Raw genomic sequence first — 23,678 nt, forward strand, 5'->3', positions numbered from 1 at the left:
CAATCAGTTCAGGCGCTTGAATCCGCCATGGCACACTGGACCTTTGAGCAAGCTCATCACGTCCCGGCCTTCCTCGCACTCTTTGATCAGCGCAAACACAGGATCCAGCAACTCAAAAAAGTCGGCAACGACTTGCGGGGTATGTTCGGTACATACATAGACGCTGGTTCCTGCCAGATAGCCCTTGTGCAGCATCTCCTGCGTGATCAGGGTCTTGTAAGCCAGCGCGTCGGGACTATTGATGGCGAAACCGGTCAGTGCAGGCAGGCCGCTAGTGCTAATGGACAGGCCATGTTTATGCGCCAGCGCTGTCCACTTTTCGGTAATGTCGAGACCGGTCCGAGTGATCTGCTCCCAGGACTTCTCGCGCTCCATCACTTCAAGTGTCTTGAGCGCGGCAGTGGGGCCGATGCGCTCGGTCCAGAAGGTACTGCTGATGAAGGTGGATTGGGCGGCCTCCATGACTTCGCGCTTGCCGATGATGGCGGTAATGCCGTAACCATTACCCAGTGCCTTGCCGAACATGGCGATGTCGGGCTCTACCCCATACTGCTTGTGCAAGCCGCCAAAAGTCTGGCGAAAACCGGAAGTACATTCATCAAAAATCAGCACAATACCGCGGTCGGTAGCGAGCTGACGCACCTTGTGCAGGAAATTGTCTTCCGGGCCGTGATTACGCACGACCTCCATCTTGATCACACCAATGTCATGGGTATTGACCAGCGCTTCCAACTCGGCAAAGTTATTGTAGTTAAACGGGAACACGGTACCGCGCAGGTTTTGCGGGACGCCTTTTGGCTCCAGGCCGGGCAACAGGTGGCCTGCCAAATTCTTGTCGTCGCCGAGGTTGGCGGACAGATACCAGTCGTGCCATCCGTGGTAGCCGCAAATGGCAACTTTGTCTTTGCCAGAAGCGGCACGGGCAATGCGGATGGCGATGGCGTTGGCCTCCCCGCCGGAGCGGGCAAAGCGCACCATATCGGCCCAGGGGTGCAGTTCAACCAGCTTCTCGGCCAGGTAGACTTCTTCCGGACAGTTGAAGGTGGACATATTGCCGGCGTCGATGGTCTTACGTACGACATCATCGACTTCCTGATGACCGTAACCGAGGATGTTGGTGCCGATGCCCATGATGGACATATCGATGTATTCGTTACCGTCCAGGTCCCAGACCTTGCAGCCCTTGGCTTTGCTGAAGTAGGCGGGCCATAAGTCGGGCAGGAACATTTCTGCCCGCTTGGAGAGCAGCATGTTGCCGCCGGGGATAACTTGTTTGGCGCGTTTCCAAAGCTTCTGACCTGTGCCCATGCTTGCTCCTTCGTTACGAATCAGGTGATTGTTAATGTTAAAAATGTCTGGTTGCTGGTGTTGCAAGTCGAGCACTTCGCCCCAGGTGAAATCAATGCGCGGGTGGAAGTGCCGGAAGACTTTTTCAATAACGGCGAAATCGGCGGGCTCATCCACGGTCCAGCGCAAGGCAGAAAAGTCTTGACTGTGCGACATCGCAGCAGTCTTAAACCGTCCAGGCTCGCGCAGGTAGGGCGTCACATGCTCGCGATCAAATGGTTTGCTGGTTTCTTGACTGGCTTGTTCCAGTGCTATGAAGGAGCACACTTCGATGTCTAGGCCGTCCGGGTAGCTGGGTGGATTAGTGTTGCTGAAGTAATCTACGCCTGAAGCGTTGAAGCGACGGATGACTTCGTCCACCAAGTCCGGGTCTACCAACGGACAATCGCCGGTGATGCGCACTACCACATCGGCTTGATGTGCTCGTGCTGTTTGCACAAAGCGGTCTAGCACATCATTCTCGCTGCCCTGTTCGCAGGCGTAGCCGAGCTTGCGGACATGCGCGACCAATGGTTGGTTGCGCTCATCCGCCGAAGTGGCGACAACGATCTTGTCCACTTCCTTGGCGTGCGACAGGCGCGAGAGTAGGAGCTCAATCATGGGGATGCTGCCGATAGGCTTCATCACCTTGCCAGGCAGACGGGTAGAGCCCATGCGGGCTTGAACAATGGCAATTGTTTTCATCAATGAGACCAGCGGGCGGGGTTAATCAAATTCTCTGCGTCGCACTGCAGGTCGGGCAAATTATATGGCACGTCGCTGCTCGCGGCACCGATAATTTGCGTCAGTTGGCGCATACTCTCGGCACCTACGACGACACGGTCAATCTCTGGAAAGGATAATGGGAACGCCAGACTAGCCTGGACAGCGGATATGTTGTGACGTGCAAGCCACTCATGCCATTTGCTCCATAAGTTAACCCACGGCGCGAACTGGGCTGGTATGGCTGCTAGCGGCATCAACAACAAACCCTGCAAGAAGGCCGAACGAGTGTGAATTTCAACACCATCATCCTTCATGCGCTGCAGCCAGCCTGTCATGTGTAAGCGGCGGTCCACTAGATTGAAAGGGGCTTGTACCAGATCAAAACGGTATCCCTGGGCCAGCGCTTCTAATTCGCTTGGAGCATAGACGGAGATGCCCACCTTTTGCACCAGCCCTGTTTCTTTCAATGCTTGCAAGGTTTGATAGAGTGTTTTGCCGTCTATACCAAGCAACTGCTCCGGACGGTGCAGCAACAGGCCATATACAGAATTCACGCCGAGGCGGGACAGCGATGCGGCGACTTGATTTTGAACCCAGGCGCTTACATTAGCGCAGCCATCGGGTACTGCCGGCAATTTGGTGACCAGGCTGAAACCTGGGGTTCCCACTTCACCGAGACAGGTCTCGCTCTCGCCGTAGGCGATAGCGGTATCGAGCGTGTCAATATCATTTTCCGCGGCCAGTTGCAGCATTGCCTTGGCATCTGGCCGCGTGACTTGGCCGTTTTGATTGGCAATGCCGTACGACAGGCCGAATTGGGCGGTACCGAGAGCAAGCCTCGACGCGCATTTATGAAACTCGATCATTTTTGAGAATACCTAACGAAAAGGAGCCTATTCGACGGCCATCGGAAACTATGCTATTCCGAAAAAAACCTTCCACCGAATAACCAACTTTGAGGAAAGCACGGAGCGAGCGTGTATTCGTGTCGTAACAACCTGCCGAGATCCGCTCCAACGCAAGGACGTCAAACGCCCATTTGGTAATGCTTCTGACCGATTCGGCTGCGTAGCCTTTTTCCCAATGGGATTTTTCGCCGATTAACAAGCTCAACTGACCGTTCCGGTGGTTTGTATTGATAAAACCCAGCTTTGTGTTGCCAAGGTGCTCTAGTGTTTTTTTATCAAAAATACCGAACAGATGGCTACAAGGGTCACGCTCCATGTCTGAGACGAACTGCCTGCATGCATCGAGCGTCTGGTGAGCAAAACGTGTCTCAAGAAACCGGTTTACGTCAGGATCGTTAAGCCAGCCCAAGTAGCGCTCCGTGACATCCTCTTTACCAAGAATTCTGAACTGCAACCGTTCTGAGTCGATGGTAGTTATAAGGATGATCTTAGTGCGCTTACCACCATCCCTTGCTGAACTTCAGTCAACTCCGAATACATTGGCAAACTAATCGCCTCTGCGTAATACTTCTCCGCCTCAAGGTAGTCTCCTGCCTTGAACTCCAGTCTTTCATAATACGGCTGGCGATAAATCGGAATGTAATGCAGGTTGACACCAATACCCGCCGCGCGAAGTGCCTCAAATACATCACGGTGCGTCTTGTGAATTTCATCAAGCTTGAGTCGGATCACGTACAGATGCAAACCGGAATAGCCGTCGGCGTGCTGCCAAGGTGTGGTAAGTGGTAGTTCTGCCAACAGCTCGTCATAGCGCTGGGCGAGGTCATGTCGCTTGGCTACAAACGCATCCAGACGCTGCATCTGACTCAAGCCCAATGCGGCTTGCAGGTCAGTCATCCGGTAGTTGAAGCCCAGATCAATCTGCTGGTAGTACCACGGTCCCTCCGGGGCATGTGTCATTTCGGTCGCATCGCGGGTAATGCCGTGGCTTCGGAGCAACTGCATGCGTTTAGCAAGTTGCACATCGTTGGTTAGTGCCATACCGCCTTCGGCAGTGGTGATGATCTTGACCGGGTGGAAACTGAATACGGTGATGTCGCTGAAATGACAGTTACCTATGGGCTCACCGCGATATTTTCCACCAATGGCGTGCGAGGCATCTTCGATAATTTTGAATCCGTATTGCTGGCTGAGTGCGTGAATAGCCGCCATGTCACAAGACTGACCACAAAGGTGTACCGGAATGACAACCTTCGGCAGCAGTCCGGCTTGTTCAGCTTGCGCCAGCTTTTCAGAAAGACGCTGCACACTTATGTTATAAGTACGCGGGTCAATATCCACAAAATCGACTTGCGCGCCACAATACAGTGCACAGTTGGCGCTAGCAACAAAGGTGATGGGAGTGGTCCAAACCACATCGCCCGCCCCCACACCAAGCGCCAAACACGCAATGTGCAGGGCACTGGTAGCACTATTGACCGCCACAGCATGCTTGGCAACACAATATTCGATAACGGCTTTTTCAAAGGCGGGGACCGCCGGACCTTGGGTTAAAAAATCCGAGCGCAGCACATCCACCACGGCTTGGATATCAGCTTCGGAAATGTCTTGGCGTCCGTAGGGGATGATATTCATTCTAGACTGTGTGAGTAGGGTCAACGTGCGTTTGAATCAAGTGACGCAATTCATCTGCGGTCAAAAAATGCGTATTACTGCCGCTGTCGTAGCTGAAACCGGGCTGGACCGGCGTGGCGCCCGCTTGTTCGCAGTAGTCCTGCATCGTATACATCGCCCCCATTGGTAGGATGGCGTAGTATTTACCCATATCAACCGTATTAAAGCTATCGCTGGCTGTAATCATTTCTTCGTGGATCTTTTCACCTGGGCGTACGCCGATGACTGGATGTTTGCACTCTGGGCCGATGGCGTGCGCCACATCTGTAATGCGATAAGACGGTATTTTCGGCACTAGCACTTCGCCACCCCAAGCATTTTCTAGAGACCACAACACCATGTCGACACCTTCTTGTAGGCTGATGTTGAAACGTGTCATAGACGAGTCGGTAATAGGCAGCACCCCACTTGATCGTTTTTCAAGAAAGAATGGGATCACGGAACCACGGCTACCCATAACGTTACCGTAGCGCACTACGCTGAAGCGGATATCGCGATGGCCTTTAATGTTATTGGCTGCTACAAATAGTTTGTCCGAACATAGCTTGGTGGCACCATACAGGTTGATTGGCGCGGCAGCCTTGTCAGTGGACAGTGCAACAACACGTTGCACATTGCTATCTAGACATGCCTCAATCAGGTTTTGCGCACCAAGTACGTTGGTCTTTATACATTCAAAAGGGTTGTATTCTGCTGCCGGCACCTGCTTGAGAGCTGCGGCATGGATGACGATATCAATACCCTCAAGCGCGCGACGCAAACGAGGCTCATCACGTATATCACCAATGAAATAGCGCATCCCGGAGTAAGTTTTATCCGAAAACTGCTGGGCCATTTCGTATTGTTTCAACTCATCCCGTGAAAAAACAACGAGTCGTTTAATTGTCGGATAACGCTCCAACACAGTTTTAACAAATGCTTTTCCGAACGAACCTGTGCCGCCGGTAATGAGAATGGATTTATTATTTAGCATGGTCGTTACTTTAAAAAAATTATAAGGTTGAAACTTCAGTTATGCAGGTTATTTGACCGTACCCATGTTCATAATGGACAATGTCGTCTGCGCCCAGATAGTCACCGCTTTGCACTTCGATTAATACCCCCGTACACGAGAGTGTCTTCAAGCAAGGAGGGAATTCATATCGCCCATTACAGACAAGGCTCTACGTCGAGTGCGATCTTGGCCAAACCTATACTCTTATGCGGTCGCAAACGGATCGTCCACTAAGCATCTTACGCGCGACCGTATCGATCATCGAAACGCACAATGTCGTCCTCACCTAAATAGGCGCCGGATTGAATTTCGATCAGCTCCAGCGGGACCTTTCCGGGGTTTTCCAACGAATGCACTACTCCTAAAGGAATATGCGTGGATTGGTTCTCTGTCAACAAAAATTGATCATTACCGTTAGTGATTTTCGCTGTACCCGTTACCACGATCCAATGTTCAGCACGGTGATGGTGCAATTGAAGAGAAAGCTTTCCGCCGGGCTTCACCTTGATACTTTTGACTTGAAAGCGCGTGCCATTCCAGATCGCATCGTAGGTACCCCAAGGACGGAATATTTCACGGTGGTTTGGCACTTCGGGACGCTTATGTATTGCCAGCTTATTTACCAGTTTTTTAGTGTCCTGAGCGTGCTCAGTGTTCATGACCAGTATCGCGTCGGCAGTTTCGACGACTGCAATATTACGAAGACCGACAGCTGTGACTAGGCGAGAGTTACCGTATACCAAGCAGTCTTGGCAGTCTTGCAGCATCACGTCGCCATACGTTGCGTTATTATTGACGTCTCTATCAGAGGCTTCCAATACCGATGCCCATGAACCAATGTCGCTCCAATCGGCGTCCATTGAGACCATGGAAGCTCGGTTGGTATGCTCCATCAATGCATAGTCGATCGATATGTCAGGATTTAACGCGTACGACTTGCTATCTAGTCGAATGAAATCAAGATCCTTGATCGCCGCCGCTACTGCCATTTGGCAGGACTCAACGATCTCCGGATGGAACTGTGCTAATTCTTCTAGGAAGCTACTGGCACGGAACATAAATATACCGCTGTTCCAATAATAGTCGCGGCTCGCTACATATTGCTCTACGGCAGCACGATCAGGTTTCTCTACAAATTCCAATACCTTCTGCACTCTTTCCAACTCGGTTCTGCGCGCGCGGATATAACCGTATCCGGTCTCGGGGCGGAGCGGAGTAATTCCGAATGTCACGAGGTCGCCCGCAGCGGCTGCCTGCGTGGCATCGCTAATAGCGGCACGAAAAGTGGCGGCATCTTTTATGACATGATCCGATGGCAATACCAGGAGAAGAGGATCCTCGCCTTTTGAAACAGCGTGTAGCGCGGCCACGGCAATGGCAGGTGCGGTGTTGCGGCGCATGGGTTCAAGCAAAATCGTTGCATCTTCAATACCGATCTCACGCAACTGTTCTGCCGCTATGAACCGGGATGACTCATTGAGAACCAGTAGTGCCGGTTCTACTCCATCAATTGCCTTCAGTCTGAGAATGGTCTGCTGTAGCAGGGAATCTGAACCGAGTAGACGTATGAACTGCTTAGGGAATGACTCGCGGGAGAGTGGCCACAAACGGGTACCGGAACCACCACAGAGGACAACCGGTAGAATCTTCACTATGCTCATGACAGGTTTTTCGCTTTCGATACTAGCTTCAAATTCATACTTAATAGTGCCGTTAAAGATTTCCGGAACACCGCCATCAGCCAGTGCTTTGCACATCATAAAAACTCGCCAATCCAAAAAACAACAATAACGCACGATAATGGGTGATATCACGTATAGCATATGCCTGCATCAAAGGGGTGCTATCGGGCTTAGCATGCGTCAGCGTCAAAGCGGCGCGGTTCAACGGTTGTCATTGTGCTTCGGGCACGCTACCGCCCTCGGATTGAGGGCTTCTTCCAAATACCGAAATCTCAACGGAGATATAAATCCCGTGCTTATGCACGGTATTTGTATCAAAATATTTTTACGGCTCTAATTTTTCCAGCACCTGAACACCAAATACTAATTTTAGCGGCCGGCTCAAAAGCTCGATGAGAACAATCGCTCGCGCGTCACCGTCTGGCACCTGATAAATACCTTCTAAACCGGCAAAAGGCCCGGAGATAATCGCAACCGGCTCGCCTGCCTCAAAGATGGGTTGGGGTTGAGCCTGCGGCGTATTTTGCAATGCGTGAACACAGGTGTCCGATATGGTTGCATATCGTCCTCCAAACGCAACGAGATTGCTTACTCCACGAGTGCTGCGAATCACGCCCCAATTACTTTTTAGAGTATCGAGTTGAATAAATAAATATCTTGAGAACAAAGGCTCGGAACAGTGCACTAATTTTCCGCGATGAATCCGTTCCTTTTGCAAGATCGGTAAAAAGCACTCAAAACCTTGGTAGTGTAACTGTTCCAGCGCCCTAAATTCTTGCCTCGGCTTGGACTGAATTACGTACCAGGATTGCCTCTCTGAAGGCACCAAGTCCATCATTTCAACTCTGCATTCGCAACGATCGGCAAGGCAACATTTGGCGACGGGCTCCCATACCATCGCCCCCGCACTAAGCGTGCATACACTAACAAATATAATCCGAGCTGCACCAGTACGACCGCAACAGCGCCAGCAATAGTGCTGCCAATAAATAGGGCAACAACAGCCATAAGCGCGATCCATGTTCCAACAAAACAAACGACAGCAGCATTTCTGATCCAAGGCTTATCAGGATTATGGCGTAACAATTTGCACACCTGACGGCGATAAATTAGCGTATGAAGATGGAGGCAGTCGGGATGCCCCGGGTCTGATTTTCGAATAATCTTTCTTCTATAGATGCTAAATAGAACTTCGATAATTGGATAGGCGAAGATGGCTAGCAGTTGCCAGGCGCTGACCGATGGATTTCTTATCAGCAACAATACTGCGACCTCGGAGACCCAGAAGCCCAAAAGATAAGCTCCGCCATCGCCCACAAATATTCGACCAGTCGGATAATTTACCAACAAAAAACCAAACGCTGCACCAGCGCCAATCACGGCTAACTGCATAACAAACATGTCACCGTAACTCCATGCCAGATATCCCATGGCAGCCAATATGATAATGACACTGAATGCGGCGATCCCGTTAAAACCATCAATAATATTAATGGCGTTGGTTCCGCCTGCGACAACAAAAGCGGTCACGATAATTGCGATAGGAGCGATTGTTAATAGCGTGTCTAAACCCCATATATCTAGGCTGTCAATGGTGGCACCCAGCAGCCAGCTAGCCAGCAACGCTGAAAAAATGCTTGCACCGAGTCGCACCCTAACAGAGACTTTTTTTGTTAGATCTTCTACAGTCCCTGCAAAAAAAACGGGAATGGCCGCAAGTAGAAGTTTGAATGCGTCCCCACTGCCTGAGACTGCCGCAAGAAACGGATCAGTGATTATTAACAGTAATAACGTGAAAGTAATTCCCGTTACGACGGCAATTCCACCGACGCGCGGTACGGCAACCGTATGAAATTTTTGAACGCCAGATGTGTCGTGATCCAACGAATGCTTCCCGTGCCACTTTTGTGATGCCACGATTATCACACTGGTAACAAAGCTTGCCGATGCCGCAGCCAAGGCCGTAGCGGAAATGTTGAGCATTGAGATCATAGACTTCTTCCATCAGCGCGTGTGTCACCGAATTTCACAAGCGCGTGATTTGCGCTTATCAGCGTATTGCAATAAATTTTTAATTGAACGTAAAAAGATCGAACCAAAGCGTACAAGACATGGTCATAGCTTTGATTGAAAAAAATTTGCATCATTTTGTTTGTTCTAAGGTTCACGTTTAACCAAAAATAATGCGTAAAAATTTTCTGAAAACACGTTCGTGTCGATATCGTGGCGGATAAATAGCCACCTAGATTCAAGCATCACTTTTACTGGTAGTACCCTTATCGAGCCATATCCGATCATCATCTCGCTTGCGTATAAAAGACTGAATTCAAGCGCTGGATGATTGATCGATGCATCTATTTTTTACCTTACATTTCACATTTAATGTATAGAAAAAAGTAAATTTTTAACCGGTTGTTTCTTCCAAAGCGCGCTCATCAATACTTATATTGGGTATATCGATATTTGCCATATTTGGCACCATATCCATAGCTACCTGGACGCCGTTTAATATCGTTAAACAGCACGCCTTTAACCGGAATGCCTGTATGGCTAAAGCGTTTGATCGACTCCCTGATATCACCGATTGTGCTTTCGTTTGCACGCGTAATCATGAACACCGCACCGACCAGTGGACCTAGTATTAGCGTGTCCGAAACAGCCAGAACAGGAGGCGTATCTAACAGGATGTAATCGTAAACACTGGATAACGATTTCAGCAAGCGTCCGATATTCTCGTGTAACAGCAATTCCGATGGATTAGGTGGGAGACGGCCAGAGGCGAGAAAGTCGACATTTTGCAAGACGCCTTTATGCACAGCTTGTTCAACGGTGCTGGAGCCAGCAATAATCTCTGACAGTCCGTTTTCCCGACCTAAACCAAAGTATTGATGCAAATAACCTTTACGTAAATCTGCATCAATTAATAATACTTTTTTTCCTGCGACTGCCAGGACGGCCGCAATATTGACAGATATAAATGACTTGCCTAATCCTGGTGTTGGTCCGGTGATGAGGATGATATTATTTTTTGCGTCCAGCATCGAAAACTGCAGCGACGTGCGAAAACTGCGCAGGCTTTCTATCGCTGTGTCGGTTGGGTCTATCTGCGCCAATACTGAGTTTTGCGGCAACTTGGCAAGCACCTGTTGGTACAAAGCTTCTTGCTGTTTACTGTGCGGAATATTTGCGTACACTGTGAGCCCAAGCGCTTGCTCAATATCATGGGCATCGCTAATTCCGCCGAACAACGATTTTTTGATAAAGGCGGCGATCACCCCACAAAACAGGCCGATCAACAACGCGACCATTATCACTACAGGTCGGTTAGGTTTGATCGACTTTTCCGGCACCATGGCTGCGTCTACCAAACGCACGTTGCCTATTTTCCCCGCCTTGACCAGACGCAACTGTTGCGCGCTATTCAATAAGGCAGTGTACAAATCGGTGTTTAGCTTTACGTCGCGAGTAAGACGGAGAACATCTTGTTCAATTAATGGGAGCTTTTTTATGCGCGCTACGATGGTCTGCATTTCAGCCGTTATTTCTTTCATCTGGCTATCTATTCCCACCACCGCAGGATGGTCGGCCGTAAAGCGGACCAGTAACTCTTCTCTCTTTTGTTTCAGTTCAATCAGTTTGGTTTGAGCGGCGACGGATTGCTGCAATAGCATTTTTCCCTCTTCGCCAAGATCGACGGTGCCACTCGCATTACGGAATTGATTAAATTTGGTTTCGGACTGTTCTAATTGCCGTTTCAGGGCTGGCAATTGCTTATCTAAAAAACTCAGAGATTTTTCTGCTTCTGCCGATTTGCGCTCTACGTTCTGACGTACATATTCGCGACCGATCTCATTGAGTATGCTGCTGGTGAGTGTCGGGTTGGTGCCCTCTAACGTGACGTTGATAATGCCAGACTGCTTGCCTTTTTCACCGATGCCCATTGCATTTTGCAACTTTTCGATTGCGCCTAAACGGGAGGTCGCGCTCAATATAAATTGCGTCCCTGGACGGGCCGACAATTGATCGACGCGCAGTTCCAGGTTGCCACCTTCTTCGCCGACTTTGAGTGCGGATCCGACGCTACCTTTTAACCTTAGATTGTCTTTGCTTTCATTCAGGGTGTATTGTCCATTGGCCTCTGCTGTGAGAACAAATTCACGACCTTCCAGGGACTCTGGAACGATGAAGGTGGAAACATCAATTTTCTCAGCGCCCCATGCGTAACCGCCATAACCAAACAACCCTGGATCGGACAGTTTTTTATTGCCGCCAGCCAGCCACGATCCAACTAATGGAAAATATTTTGGGTGTACCGAAATATTGAGGCGCAGATTGTCTACCGCACGCGATACCACCATACGCGAACGGAGAATTTCCATTTCGGATGACGCAGCGGTTTTAACGTCAAACATCGATGACATATCACCCAGGATGTTTTTCGACGAGTTAGGGCTATCCTCGACCTGGACCATCATATTGGCTTCGTAAATCGGTTTAGCAATAAACGCGTAAGCAGTGCCGAGCAACGCAATCACTAACGTGATGCTAGCGATTAGCCAGCAATTATCTAAAAGAATATCAAGATAAGTTGCCAGGTCGATTTCGTCATCGTCCGGGATGTTGAGTGGAACTAATTGTTGAATAGGCTGATTCATTGTGATGACTATTTAAACGGTGCTATTAATTGATATGTGCGATGCGCTCGACCAGCGCGTCAACGCCTTGCGCGATAAGTCCGTATGTTTGACGAAAAACTTCCAGACTCTCCATGTATGGATCAGGAATGTCATACTTATCAAATTCCCCCAGGCGGAAGACTTTACCTTTGGATGTCGCATATTTTTGTTCGATGAAACGCTTTTGTTCCAGATCCATCGTTAAGATGATGTCGGCCTCGTTCACCATCCACGCCGTCAGACTTTGTGCTCGATGCGCGCTGATATCAAAACCCTGCTCTTGTGTCAGTTGGCGTGCCAACGGATCGGCAGGCTGGCCTATCATTGCCCCGATTCCGGCAGAGCGCACCGATGCTTCCGGCAAAGCGCGCTTGAGTAATCCTTCGGCGATGGGACTGCGGCAGATGTTGCCAATACAAATCACTAAGATGTTGCGGATCATTTTGTGACCTGGACGGCACCAGTGAGAGACTGCGCACTAGGCACTATCAGGCTGATTACACGTGCCCAGTTAGCTAGCGATGAGGCGTCGACGTACACCACGTCTTTGGCCTTAAGTTCAAAGTTTTCTGCCAGCGCCAGCGCTACCGGCGAACGAGCATCAAGGTTATAAACGGTTGGATTCATGTCTGAGGCGTTGCGTACAACATATACCTGGCGGCCTTCGGCGCTTAGCTGGTTGAGACCACCTGCATCGCCCAGCGCTTCATTAAGTGTGAGTCGGCCGTTACGCAGCGTCAATGTCGTTGGTTTCGTGACTTCACCCAAAACGAAAACCTTGCTCTCTTCACGCGCAATCACCCGCACTACATCGTCATTTGCCAGCAGAATACCGGAGGGATTAATTCCTTTTCGTAGTAGCTCAGGAAGATTAACGCGATAAGTTACCCCTGCGCGACTAACATCTATCTGGCTTTGATCGCCAGTTGTCAAGAAACCGCCAGCCCGACTTATCGCTTCCATTAATGTCATTGGAAGATCATTGATGCTTTGGATACCTGGGGTTTTGACTTCGCCGTCGATGTATACGCGCTTGCTGCGATAAGCCTGAACACGTAACGTCAGATCCGGTTTTTTGAGGTATTTTTTCAGCTGCCCGGTCAACAGAGTGCGCGCTTGCCCCTCAGTCAATCCAGCCAGCTTGAGTTGTCCTGCGTAGGGAAATTGCACCAACCCGTCCCGATCAACAACAAAACCGGTAACGTTAGTTGAACTTGCGTCAGTCGTTGCTGCACCGACAATTGTCGCTGCTGTCATCGCTGGCGTGGAAAGCTCAGGGTGATCCCACACCACTATGGAAAGAATATCGCCACTGCCGATGAGATAAGGTTTCGGGCTAGCCAGCAGATTACTAATATCCTGGCTGGCTTGATTTTCACGCGCTATTTTTTCAGCTTGTAACAGATCAGGGGTAATCTGCTTGAACGTGGGCTTAACGTCGGAAACAGGAGGCTCGGATATATATTTTTTATCCATGTGCATTCCAGGCGCCAATGCGCAGGCTGCCAACCAAGGAATTAACCCTACTAATGCCATTTTTTTAAAAGTGACTTTGGACAAGAAATGCATGAATCTAACCTGAAATGTAAGCCTGCTGCGGCTTAATGTTGCACATGCATTAGTAGTAAACGTCCACCGCTTTCGCGGAACACATCAAATTTTTATGCACCCATTTTTCAATTGCTATTAGCGTTAATTTAGATTTTACAACATTTTATTAGCGCAACATTATGCAAAATATGAATACGTGGCGTAAAAACCACGTTAAAAAAAGTAATCGTTATGACATAAAAAAGTGCTAAATGATGAGCAAAATCATAGCAAATAATTAATTATTCCATAATGGAACATTTATAAAATTAATTATTGACTATTAAAAGTTGAATCCATTCTCGTTACCACGATTGCTTTACTTACACGCCACAACTTTGGGCTGCGCTGAAAATAAAACATGAAAATAAGCGACATATTCTGCTGCGACTCTTACTTGAAATTTCGGGCATGATAATCAGCACAAAAAAAAGTCCAACCCCAGCATCACTGCGTGGGTCGGACTGTTTCTAATTTCCGGTTTCCTGATGATGTCACTTCGCGTGCAAATTAATGGACTCAGTGACAGGCGTGCCGCTTTGACTAACTAATTATGCGGCGTCCGATTATGCGGCATACGATTATGCGGCATACGGTTATGCGGCATACGGTTATGCGACATAAGGTTATGCCGCATCCGATTCGACATCAAATCCCTTTGGATTTAATGACTGCCATCTCCATGAGTCTGCACACATCGCTGCCAGGCTTTTCTCCGCTCTCCAGCCGAGTAGTTCGGCAGCAAGTGCAGGATCTGCGTAGCACGACGCGATATCACCTGGACGGCGCGGCACTACCTCGTACGGGACGGATTGTGCGCTGGCTTTTTCATACGCAGCGATGACTTCAAGCACGCTATACCCGCAACCAGTTCCTATATTTGCAGTGAAGCTCTGCCCTTTTTTTTGCAGATAATTCAGCGCAGCAAGATGCGCCTTGGCGAGATCAACCACATGAATATAGTCCCGCACGCCGGTTCCGTCGATGGTTGGATAATCAGATCCGAACACAGATAATTTCGCAGAACGTTTGGCTGCGACGCGGGCAATGTAAGGCATGAGATTATTAGGTGTCCCGCGCGGATCCTCACCAATCAATCCACTTTCGTGCGCACCGACAGGATTGAAATACCGGAGGAAAGCCACTTTCCAGCTCTGGTTGGAGTGGGCCAGGTCGCGCAGGATTTGCTCCCCCATTAACTTGGTATGACCGTATGGATTGGTCGCCGACAAAGGAAAATTTTCGTCAATGGGTACTGTTGCTGGGTTTCCGTAAACCGTAGCCGAGGAGCTAAAGACGAATTGACTTACATCGGCACTTTGCATTACACCGCAAAGGGTTAGCAAAGCACCTAAATTATTCGCATAATATTCAACTGGTTTGGCTACCGATTCGCCCACCGATTTCAACGCCGCAAAATGAATTGCGGCAGTAATCTGATGATTGTTGAATATTTGTTCTGATGCCTTACGGTCACACAAATCCGCCTCGATAAATTGCGGTTTCTTACCAGTGATTTTTGCAATCCGATCCAGAACGAGCGGGCTACTATTAACCAAATTATCTACGCCAATGACTTCATATCCAGCCATCAGCAATTCGACCCAGGTATGGGAGCCGATATAGCCAGTTGCGCCCGTAAGCAGGATGACTGCGTTTTTTGCGATGCTCATACGACCCTAGAAAATAAATAATAAGATAAAAATCGACTTGAAATGTTCATAAATTTTACATAAGCGAAGAATTTTTTATGCAAATTTATCCTGTTTGAATCAAGACCATAAACGAAGTGTCCAGAATAATGAGGTAAAAAAACAGCGCTCCACGAACGTGTCATCAATGAGTAAAAGTCCTTAAGCCGAACAAGCAATTGGCTGACACCATGCATTTCCTTTCAAATTGTCAAGAAATAAATTGCCGTGCGTGCTAGTCTTTCCAAATAGAACTATATTAAATACGTTTCGGGCTAAATTCCAAAAGAAAACGATCTGTTTATGCGAATAGTACCAAGCGTGACCAAACAAAAAGCATCTTAATGCCTATATTTCGCCCCCCAGGATGCCTCAGCCGCATGACCACAAGTTTCGGATTTCTCCGCGGCTCGTTTCGGACGATCGCGATCTGGCCAAGCGTTGGTTTGGTGCTTGTGGCTCTCATCTGGCTATTCACTTCCTCTCAAATTGAGAAACAGAAGCAAATCCTGCTCAAGAACGGCACTGCAGAAGTCGCTTTGTTATCTGGAGCATATGCCGAACAGCTGGCACGCCCACTTGAGCAGATTGATCAGATTACGCTCAACCTCAAATATTACTGGCAAACCAGCGGCGGCACCTTAAAATTAGAAGACCAGATGCAAGCGGGTCTTTATCCCGTCACCGATATGTTGTACGTGACTATAGCCGATCGCCGCGGCGACATTATTACTACCACCTTGCCTAGAAAGACAGTGAATCTTTCGGAACGAGATTATTTTCAAACGCAAAAAAACGCTGATACCAACCAACTCGTGATCACAAAGCCCTCCATTGGCGCTGGTTCCGGAAAAATGATCATCCGTTTCACACGCCGCCTGCTGGATAAGGATGGCGCTTTCGACGGCATTGTTATGGTATCGGTTGAACCCGCCTATTTTTATAGCCCGGCAGTTGACGCAGCACTCGGAAAAAATGGTTTTCTTTCCCTCAGAACTGTAGATGGCGTCGTACTCGCAAAACGCATGGGTGAAAGTCTTCGTTCCCGTCCTACGGTATTTAGATCCAAGCCGGTGTTCAACACTGTTAAAGGCGTCGGTCATTTGGAACATGATCGGTTTATCGACGGAAGGTCGCGTATTGTTGCGTGGCAAAAAATTAAAGACTTTCCGCTTCTTGCGGTGGCTGGCCTATCTGAAGAGGAGTTACTAATTCCTCTTCATGCCATAGCGCGTGAGCAATGGCTGCTGGCACTGGCGCGCATAGTTGGCGTACTTTTCTTTACCATCGTTGCCGTTTTTTTTAATGGTCGACTTGCTTGGCGCAAGCATCAGTTTATCCAAGCACGCGAGGCCTATGGAATTTCTAGCGGAGGCGGTAATGAGGGCTTTTTCATGCTCGCAGCACAAGGTCGACGAGGCGCTGGTATCGTCGACTTTATTATCACAGACTGCAACGAGTACGGGGCTGCGCAGTACGGTTTAACCAGAAATGAATTGGTAGGACGTCGACTCTCTGGTATGTATGCCAATCTGCCCTATTTCGAACAGTTGATGCGGACCTATGTCGAGGCAATCAATACCAATTTTTACGAAGACGATTTTTCGATTCCTCCTGAAAGTCCACTTAAAATGACTTGGGTGCATCGAAAAATGATGCGTTCAAACGTAGGATTGGCGCTCACGATACGCGATATCAGCGAAAACAAAGCGCATGAACAAGCGCTATTAGCAATGGCAAATTCGGATGCATTGACCGCCCTCCCCAACCGCCACTGGTTAATGGGCTATTTGCCGCTGGCAATTAACCGTGCGCGCAGCAGTCAAACTTCATTAGCGTTATTGTTTGTCGATCTGGATGACTTCAAAAACATAAACGACACCATGGGCCACGCGGCAGGCGACGAGTTACTTCAGGCAGCCGCCACGCGCCTGCGCTCTGTGATTCGCCCTGGTGACAACGTCGTGCGTCTTGGTGGTGATGAGTTCACGATAATTCTTGAGAGCCCGGACGATACGGCAATGGTGGAAAGTGTCAGTCAGCGCGTTATTGCAGCACTTCGAAGTCCTTTTTTTCTATCCGGCCAAAGTAGCCATGTCGTGTGTGCATCAATTGGAATCAGTATTTTTCCAAAGGACGGCGACGACGTTGAGACATTAATCAAACACGCAGACATCGCCATGTACGCAGCAAAAGCGAATGGCAAGGCCAGTTATCAATTTTTTCAACCCCAATTATCACAAAACCTGGTGGTCAGACTAAACAATGAGCAGAGCCTGAGAGCAGCCATTGAGGGTGACGAATTCGTCCTGTATTACCAGCCACGAGTAGATGCCGCCAGCGGTGAATTACGCAGCCTGGAGGCACTAGTGCGCTGGGTACATCCAACCCGTGGAATGGTTCAACCGGACGAGTTTATCCGATTAGCAGAAGAGACCGGATTAATCGTCAAGCTGGGTGAGCTTGTCATCGAAAAAGCATGTGCTCAGTTGGCCCGCTGGCAGGCAGACAAGGTGCCAATGGTGCCGGTGTCGATCAATGTCTCATCGCCACAATTTAATCAGGGCGATTTTCCGATAACGCTTGCATCGCATATGAAGCGGTACGGAATCGATTCGTCGATGGTAGAAATCGAACTTACCGAATCTTGCATGATGGGTGAGGATCTGGCGATATTTTCACAACTTGAAGCGATTCAGGCGTTGGGCGTAAAGCTGTTGCTTGACGATTTTGGAACCGGTTACTCATCGCTATCGCAACTGCAACGGCTTGACCTGGATATTTTAAAGGTTGACCGTGCTTTCACTGCCAAACTTGGCAACGGAAAAGAAGGTGAAGTATTTTTTATGGCGATCATTTCCATGGCGCACGTACTCAACATGAGCGTCGTGGCGGAAGGCGTCGAGACACTAGAACAACTTCGAATCTTACAAGCATTATCCTGCAATGAAATACAGGGCTACTATATTTCTCGACCGGTTCCGGCAGATGAAATTGAAACCCTGTTATATAAGCGGTTTCTTTTCCCTGAAGAGGCGGTGGAACTTGAAAAATCAGGATAACCCGTTTAGGTTACCCATTAAGCAAAACTATTTAGGTTATGCGTTGACAGCTGCTGCCACATTGCCTTTGGCGTAACTCTGTGCCATCTGATCCAGCGAATTGACTTTGATTTTCGAGGCCATACCTGCTGAGCCAAATGCCTCAAAACGTACTTTGCATATATCCTTGGCGGCGGCGGTGGCGTCTTTGAAAAACTTGCGCGGATCAAACTCAGAGGGATTTTGGGCCATACTGCGCCGCATCGCACCGGTCATTGCTAGGCGAATATCGGTATCGATATTTACTTTGCGTACGCCATGCTTAATCCCCAGTAAAATTTCTTCGACTGGAACGCCGTAGGTCTCTTTCATGTCACCGCCATACTGCCGGATAATTTCTAACCATTCTTGTGGAACAGAGGAAGAGCCGTGCATCACAAGATGTGTATTCGGAATGCGCGCATGTATTTCCTTAATCCGATTGATCGCAAGAATGTCACCGGTTGGCTTACGACTAAACTTGTACGCTCCATGGCTGGTGCCAATCGCGATCGCCAACGCATCCACGCCGGTACGCTTGACAAAATCAGCCGCCTGCGATGGGTCGGTCAGTAGCTGATCATGCGATAATATTCCTTCTGCACCCGAGCCGTCTTCCTCCCCTGCCTGACCAGATTCCAGTGAACCCAGGCAGCCTAATTCGCCTTCAACCGATACGCCGACGTAGTGTGCAAAATCTACGACCTTGCGAGTCACCTGTATATTGTAGTCGTACGATGAAGGAGTTTTCATATCTTCCATCAATGAGCCATCCATCATTACGCTCGAAAATCCTGAGCGTATCGAGGTCTGACAAACAGAAGGACTGCCGCCGTGATCCTGGTGCATACACACCGGGATGTGGGGGTAAGTTTCAATCGCAGCCTCCACCATTTTGCGCAAAAATGCCTCACCGGCATATTTGCGGGCACCTGCGGAAGCTTGCAGAATGACGGGGCTGTCGCAAGCATCTGCCGCTTGCATAATGGCTAAAATTTGCTCAAGATTATTTACGTTGAAAGCTGGAAGAGCGTATTGGTGGTCAGCGGCGTGGTCGAGGAGTTGGCGCAGGGATACGAGGGACATGGAAATCTCCGTTGGTTTTTTGGATCGATGAGTAAAGCGTATTTAGTGTGATGGGTGCTTTTGGAACAGCTTATTGGTCGCGTAATTACGGTCTTGGTGGCGAATACAGTTTGCAGTCGTCTCTGCTGTCCAGTACCTGAACGCTAGCCCTGAAGCCGAACTCAGCAACGTGTAGCACTACCGTTTGAATACACCGCACCCGGGCTTTTATGGCGAATCAAGCTCGCTCGCCCCTCCGATTTAGTGCTGCTACCGCAGGTAATTCCCTCCCCTCCAGAAATTCCAGAAACGCGCCGCCAGCAGTGGAAATATAATCGATCCGATCCGCGATCCCGAACGCATTGATCGCTGCGACCGTATCGCCGCCACCAGCAATCGAATAGGCCGCAGAAGCTGCGATCGCATTTGCGACTATCCGTGTACCCTCGGAAAATGCCGCAAACTCAAATACCCCTACCGGGCCATTCCACACTATTGTCCCGGCACTTTGGAGTGTTCTGGCAAGTGCTGCTGCGCTATCAGGACCAATGTCAAAAATCAGGTCATCTGCTTCTACGGTATTGATCGATTTAATCGTAGGTGGCGCATCGGGGGAAAAGTGTTTGGCGCATACTACATCGGTTGGGAGTGGCACCGCCGCGCCGCGTGCCTGCATTTTTGCGATGATTGACCGCGCTTCGCAAACAAGATCTGGCTCCGCCAGTGATTTGCCAATTGGCGATCCTTGTGCGAGAAGGAAGGTATTCGCGATACCCCCACCAACAATTAATAAATCTACCTTTTCAGCCAAAGCGTCCAGGATCGTCAGTTTGGTTGATACTTTGGAGCCAGCGACAATGGCTACCAATGGCCTTTTGGCATTAGCCAGTGCGATCGTCAGAGCATCCAGTTCTGCAGCCATCAGAGGCCCGGCGCAGGCGATCTTGGCGTAATGGGCGATCCCTTCTGTGCTCGCTTCGGCGCGATGCGCGCTACCGAATGCGTCGTTCACGTAAATATCGCAGAGTGCTGCCATGGTCTTCGATAATTCGGTGCTATTACTTTTCTCACCGACATTACCGCGGCAATTTTCCAGTAAGACAATTTCGCCGTCGGCGACGAAAAACGCGTCGTTTATCCAGTTTTTTATCAGTCTGACAGGCTGACCCAAATGGTGACTCAGTGATTTTGCCACGGATACCAGCGATTCGACCGGATTTAGCTCACCCTCTGTGGGTCGCCCCAAATGCGAAGTGACCATCACCCGCGCACCCGCGTTGGCCGCAAAGCGTAGCCCAGCCAATGCCGCGCGGATTCGGGTATCGTCTGTGATATTCCCCGCATCATCAATAGGGACGTTCAGGTCAGCACGAATAAACACCCGTTGACCAGTCAATTGTGCCGCCGGAAAATCGGTTAATTTAATAAATCGCATAAAGTGCTTTCTCTTAAAAATGGCATTGCTCAGCATCCTGGAGAGCACAACTGTCAATGCGATCTATCAGGGACTAAACCCGCTATGGGGCGACTTTTCTCGCTGCACTCAGACCGCTAAAGGATCGGCTAATTGTGGCACCAGCTCTAATAAAGAGTCGATCAGTCCATCACTGTTTAGCGCATCCAATCCGGCTGGGCCCGGATAGCCATAGCGGACTACATACACAGGAATTCCCGCCGCACGGGCTGCGGCAACATCTACCGCGGAGTCGCCGACCATTATTGCCCTGTCCGGGAGTGTTGATAAAAAGTCGCAGGCGTGTAGTAAAGGCTCTGGCGCAGGCTTCATTTCCGGTAGCGAATCACCGCCCAGCAGTATGTCAAAATAGCCGTCGAGGGCGGCGATTTGTAATAAAGACTCTGCCAGTGCGAACGGCTTATTTGTAATACAGGCCATTCGGTAACCTTCCGCTTTCAAGGCTATCAAGCCTTCCAGTACTCCTGGAAATACATGGCCAAATCGGCCGTTGGTGTCCCAATAATGGCGATAAAATAACGCGCAGGTCTCTTCGTCCGTCATAGCGACAATATTTCTGGCTTTTCGTACCTGTCGCACCAGATTAGGAACGCCTTTGCCGATAAAATTGCAAACCGTCTGATACGGTAGGGGCTCAACCTTCAGATCATCGAGTACTCGATTAACTGCCGCAAATATATCCGGCGCAGTATCCACCAGTGTGCCGTCGAGGTCGATCAGGACGGCGCGTTGCGAGGTATCTATGTGGCTCATAATGCGCACTCTAAAACTGACATCGCGCAGCTCACCATGTGATCGGGCGTTAATTTGAAGTGTGCATACAATTGCTCTGCGGGCGCCGATTCGCCGAAGGTGTCAATTCCCATTGCGATCCCATTGTCTCCGACGATTGCGCGCCAGTACCAGGTTACCCCTGCTTCGATACTGACACGTGGAATGCCATCCGGCAGAACTTGTATGCGGTAACTCTTATCCTGTGCATAAAAAACCTCTACGCAGGGCATCGATACGACCCTTACCGATACCCCGTTATTAGCTAATTGTGCGGCGGCGGCGGCGGCAATCTCGACTTCAGATCCTGTCGCGATGAGAACCACCTGCGGAGTCAAGCGATCTGCCAGGGTCTCACTTAACACATAACCGCCGCGTGCAATATCGTCAATCTGGGTAGGACTACGCATAAAAGGTGTCAGAGCCTGGCGTGAAAAAACCAGACAAGTCGGGCCATCAGCACGGGTAATTGCGGCTTGCCATGCGATAGCTGTTTCCACCCCATCGCACGGTCGCCAGAGTCGGTTATTAGGGATTAAACGTAAACTCGCAGCGTGCTCAACTGGTTGATGGGTTGGGCCATCTTCGCCTAATCCTATCGAGTCATGTGTCAGAACATGAATGACGCGTTGCTTCATCAGCGCAGCCATGCGGATCGCATTTCGGGAGTAATCGGAAAACGTCATAAATGTGCCTCCGTACGGTATCAAGCCGCCGTATAGGGCCATGCCGTTCATCATTGCCGCCATGCCAAATTCACGCACACCGTAGCTGAGGTAATTGCCACTTCCGTTGCTCTGATGATTGACCCAAACCGACGCCTTGACATTGGTAAGGTTAGAACCGGTTAAATCTGCGGAGCCCCCAAAAAATTCGGGAAGTGTGGCGCTGATGGCTTCGAGCACTATTTGTGAAGCTTTACGTGTTGCGATTTTTTTATGCAATTCACCCTGAGTATCAACCAACTGAGAAAACACTTGCATCAATCCGACTGGCAATGAGCCGGCCATGCGGCGCATTAATTCGGCGGCTAATGCCGGATACTGAGACTTATAGTTGGCAAAATGAACGTTCCATTCTGCCTGTCGCGCTTGTCCGACACCGCGCGCATCCCAGGCTGCTGCGATTTCTGGTGGTATCTCAAAAGGTGCAGCAGTCCATCCTTTTTCGGCACGCATAGCGGCGATCTCGCCACCTCCTAACGGCGCTCCATGGACATCATGACCACCAGCTTTGGTTGGTGCCCCTTTTCCAATGACTGTCTTACAGCAAATCAAAGTGGGTTGACTGCTCTGCGCCTTGGCCTGGCGGATTGCCTCGTCGAGCGCCTTTACGTCGTGTCCGTCCACACCCGCAATAACGTTCCAGCCATAGGCAACAAAACGTTTTGGTGTATCGTCAGCAAACCAGCCCTTTACATCTCCATCTATAGAGATGCCGTTATCGTCGTAGAAGCAAATCAACTTACCCAAACCCAATGTTCCTGCTAACGAGCTGACTTCATGACTGATCCCCTCCATCAGGCAGCCATCACCTACAAATACGTAAGTGTAATGGTCGATGATGGCATGACCGGGGCGATTGAAACTGGTAGCCAATATTTTTTCGGCCAGCGCCATGCCAACCGCATTCGACAGACCTTGGCCCAACGGTCCGGTCGTGGTTTCTACGCCGGGCGTTACATCTACTTCGGGGTGACCGGGTGTTCTGGAGTGCAACTGACGAAATTGCATCAATTCACTGATTGGTAAATCATAACCAGTTAAATGCAACAGAGCGTACAGCAACATCGAACCGTGGCCGTTGGATAGAACAAAACGGTCACGATTAAGCCATTTTGGATCCGCTGGATTGTGGCGTAGATGACCACGCCAAAGCGTGTCCGCAATTTCCGCCATTCCCATTGGCGCACCAGGATGACCTGACTTTGCTTTTTCCACCGCATCGGCTGCTAAAAAACGTAAGGCATCGGCGGGAGTCGGCGTCGTAACACCTAATTTTTCTGGAGCGTTCATATCGGT

The 23,678-nt window shown here is 49.6% G+C and carries 17 protein-coding genes; 1 reads left to right on the forward strand and 16 read right to left on the reverse strand.

Translation table 11 applies throughout. The features are described from left to right. Positions 1-3: 3 nt before the first annotated feature. The 12 genes from ACXX82_RS08660 to galE form a co-directional block, all read right to left on the reverse strand. The gene (locus ACXX82_RS08660; RefSeq protein ID WP_458562766.1) at positions 4-2,031 is read right to left on the reverse strand and encodes an aminotransferase class III-fold pyridoxal phosphate-dependent enzyme; all 2,028 of its coding nucleotides are present in this window, start codon (positions 2,029-2,031) and stop codon (positions 4-6) included. Continuing rightward, the gene (locus ACXX82_RS08665) at positions 2,031-2,918 is read right to left on the reverse strand and encodes an aldo/keto reductase (protein ID WP_458562767.1); all 888 of its coding nucleotides are present in this window, start codon (positions 2,916-2,918) and stop codon (positions 2,031-2,033) included. The genes ACXX82_RS08660 and ACXX82_RS08665 overlap by 1 nt, the downstream gene beginning before the upstream one ends. Continuing rightward, positions 2,902-3,414 (reverse strand): GNAT family N-acetyltransferase, encoded by a 513-nt coding sequence (locus ACXX82_RS08670; protein ID WP_458562768.1) that lies wholly within the window; start codon positions 3,412-3,414, stop codon positions 2,902-2,904. Before ACXX82_RS08670 ends, ACXX82_RS08665 begins: the two co-directional genes overlap by 17 nt. A 20-nt stretch (positions 3,415-3,434) precedes the next feature. After that, positions 3,435-4,595, reverse strand: a complete 1,161-nt coding sequence (gene pseC / locus ACXX82_RS08675; protein WP_458562769.1) for a UDP-4-amino-4,6-dideoxy-N-acetyl-beta-L-altrosamine transaminase — start codon at positions 4,593-4,595, stop codon at positions 3,435-3,437. A gap of 1 nt (position 4,596) precedes the next feature. Continuing rightward, positions 4,597-5,607, reverse strand: a complete 1,011-nt coding sequence (gene pseB, locus ACXX82_RS08680; protein WP_458562770.1) for a UDP-N-acetylglucosamine 4,6-dehydratase (inverting) — start codon at positions 5,605-5,607, stop codon at positions 4,597-4,599. Positions 5,608-5,867: 260 nt separating this feature from the next. Beyond that, entirely contained in the window at positions 5,868-7,388 is a 1,521-nt protein-coding gene (locus ACXX82_RS08685) for a mannose-1-phosphate guanylyltransferase/mannose-6-phosphate isomerase (RefSeq protein WP_458562771.1), read from the reverse strand. Between the two features lie 247 nt (positions 7,389-7,635). Further along, positions 7,636-8,148 (reverse strand): transcription/translation regulatory transformer protein RfaH, encoded by a 513-nt coding sequence (gene rfaH, locus ACXX82_RS08690; RefSeq protein ID WP_458562772.1) that lies wholly within the window; start codon positions 8,146-8,148, stop codon positions 7,636-7,638. Continuing rightward, a complete protein-coding gene (locus ACXX82_RS08695) occupies positions 8,145-9,302 on the reverse strand; it encodes an MraY family glycosyltransferase (RefSeq protein WP_458562773.1) in 1,158 nt (385 codons plus the stop codon). The genes rfaH and ACXX82_RS08695 overlap by 4 nt, the downstream gene beginning before the upstream one ends. A gap of 443 nt (positions 9,303-9,745) precedes the next feature. Further along, positions 9,746-11,965 carry a polysaccharide biosynthesis tyrosine autokinase gene (locus ACXX82_RS08700; protein WP_458562774.1) on the reverse strand — a complete coding sequence of 740 codons (2,220 nt, stop codon included), beginning with the start codon at positions 11,963-11,965 and terminating at the stop codon, positions 9,746-9,748. Positions 11,966-11,990: 25 nt separating this feature from the next. Then, positions 11,991-12,428: a low molecular weight protein-tyrosine-phosphatase gene (locus tag ACXX82_RS08705; protein WP_458562775.1), complete on the reverse strand. Its 438-nt coding sequence runs from the start codon at positions 12,426-12,428 to the stop codon at positions 11,991-11,993. Further along, positions 12,425-13,555, reverse strand: a complete 1,131-nt coding sequence (locus tag ACXX82_RS08710) for a polysaccharide biosynthesis/export family protein (protein WP_458562776.1) — start codon at positions 13,553-13,555, stop codon at positions 12,425-12,427. Before ACXX82_RS08710 ends, ACXX82_RS08705 begins: the two co-directional genes overlap by 4 nt. Positions 13,556-14,202: 647 nt before the next feature. Continuing rightward, positions 14,203-15,249, reverse strand: a complete 1,047-nt coding sequence (gene galE, locus ACXX82_RS08715; RefSeq protein ID WP_458562777.1) for a UDP-glucose 4-epimerase GalE — start codon at positions 15,247-15,249, stop codon at positions 14,203-14,205. Between the two features lie 398 nt (positions 15,250-15,647). Between galE and ACXX82_RS08720 the strand changes: the two genes are divergently transcribed. Further along, positions 15,648-18,329 carry a bifunctional diguanylate cyclase/phosphodiesterase gene (locus ACXX82_RS08720; protein ID WP_458562778.1) on the forward strand — a complete coding sequence of 894 codons (2,682 nt, stop codon included), beginning with the start codon at positions 15,648-15,650 and terminating at the stop codon, positions 18,327-18,329. A 36-nt stretch (positions 18,330-18,365) separates the two neighbouring features. Here ACXX82_RS08720 and fba read toward each other — a convergent pair whose 3' ends face one another. From fba to tkt, 4 genes are all read right to left on the reverse strand, one after another. Continuing rightward, complete coding sequence (fba, locus tag ACXX82_RS08725) at positions 18,366-19,433, reverse strand: class II fructose-bisphosphate aldolase (RefSeq protein ID WP_458562779.1); 1,068 nt, start codon at positions 19,431-19,433, stop codon at positions 18,366-18,368. A gap of 217 nt (positions 19,434-19,650) precedes the next feature. Continuing rightward, positions 19,651-20,847, reverse strand: a complete 1,197-nt coding sequence (locus ACXX82_RS08730; RefSeq protein WP_458562780.1) for a phosphoglycerate kinase — start codon at positions 20,845-20,847, stop codon at positions 19,651-19,653. Positions 20,848-20,955: 108 nt separating this feature from the next. Further along, a complete protein-coding gene (gene gph / locus ACXX82_RS08735) occupies positions 20,956-21,639 on the reverse strand; it encodes a phosphoglycolate phosphatase (protein ID WP_458562781.1) in 684 nt (227 codons plus the stop codon). Next, the gene (gene tkt, locus ACXX82_RS08740) at positions 21,636-23,672 is read right to left on the reverse strand and encodes a transketolase (RefSeq protein ID WP_458562782.1); all 2,037 of its coding nucleotides are present in this window, start codon (positions 23,670-23,672) and stop codon (positions 21,636-21,638) included. The genes gph and tkt overlap by 4 nt, the downstream gene beginning before the upstream one ends. Positions 23,673-23,678 lie beyond the last annotated feature (6 nt).

The organism is Glaciimonas sp. GNP009 (assembly GCF_054343755.1).

What these genes read in the sequence shown, in the direction of transcription:
- ACXX82_RS08730 (WP_458562780.1), bottom strand. Translation starts at nt 20,847, where the DNA reads ATGCGATTTATTAAATTAACCGATTTTCCGGCGGCACAATTGACTGGT.
- rfaH (WP_458562772.1), bottom strand. Translation starts at nt 8,148, where the DNA reads ATGATGGACTTGGTGCCTTCAGAGAGGCAATCCTGGTACGTAATTCAG.
- ACXX82_RS08685 (WP_458562771.1), bottom strand. Translation starts at nt 7,388, where the DNA reads ATGATGTGCAAAGCACTGGCTGATGGCGGTGTTCCGGAAATCTTTAAC.
- gph (WP_458562781.1), bottom strand. Translation starts at nt 21,639, where the DNA reads ATGAGCCACATAGATACCTCGCAACGCGCCGTCCTGATCGACCTCGAC.
- pseC (WP_458562769.1), bottom strand. Translation starts at nt 4,595, where the DNA reads ATGAATATCATCCCCTACGGACGCCAAGACATTTCCGAAGCTGATATC.
- ACXX82_RS08665 (WP_458562767.1), bottom strand. Translation starts at nt 2,918, where the DNA reads ATGATCGAGTTTCATAAATGCGCGTCGAGGCTTGCTCTCGGTACCGCC.
- ACXX82_RS08720 (WP_458562778.1), top strand. Translation starts at nt 15,648, where the DNA reads ATGACCACAAGTTTCGGATTTCTCCGCGGCTCGTTTCGGACGATCGCG.
- ACXX82_RS08660 (WP_458562766.1), bottom strand. Translation starts at nt 2,031, where the DNA reads ATGAAAACAATTGCCATTGTTCAAGCCCGCATGGGCTCTACCCGTCTG.
- fba (WP_458562779.1), bottom strand. Translation starts at nt 19,433, where the DNA reads ATGTCCCTCGTATCCCTGCGCCAACTCCTCGACCACGCCGCTGACCAC.
- ACXX82_RS08695 (WP_458562773.1), bottom strand. Translation starts at nt 9,302, where the DNA reads ATGATCTCAATGCTCAACATTTCCGCTACGGCCTTGGCTGCGGCATCG.
- ACXX82_RS08710 (WP_458562776.1), bottom strand. Translation starts at nt 13,555, where the DNA reads ATGCATTTCTTGTCCAAAGTCACTTTTAAAAAAATGGCATTAGTAGGG.
- galE (WP_458562777.1), bottom strand. Translation starts at nt 15,249, where the DNA reads ATGAGCATCGCAAAAAACGCAGTCATCCTGCTTACGGGCGCAACTGGC.
- pseB (WP_458562770.1), bottom strand. Translation starts at nt 5,607, where the DNA reads ATGCTAAATAATAAATCCATTCTCATTACCGGCGGCACAGGTTCGTTC.
- tkt (WP_458562782.1), bottom strand. Translation starts at nt 23,672, where the DNA reads ATGAACGCTCCAGAAAAATTAGGTGTTACGACGCCGACTCCCGCCGAT.
- ACXX82_RS08705 (WP_458562775.1), bottom strand. Translation starts at nt 12,428, where the DNA reads ATGATCCGCAACATCTTAGTGATTTGTATTGGCAACATCTGCCGCAGT.
- ACXX82_RS08700 (WP_458562774.1), bottom strand. Translation starts at nt 11,965, where the DNA reads ATGAATCAGCCTATTCAACAATTAGTTCCACTCAACATCCCGGACGAT.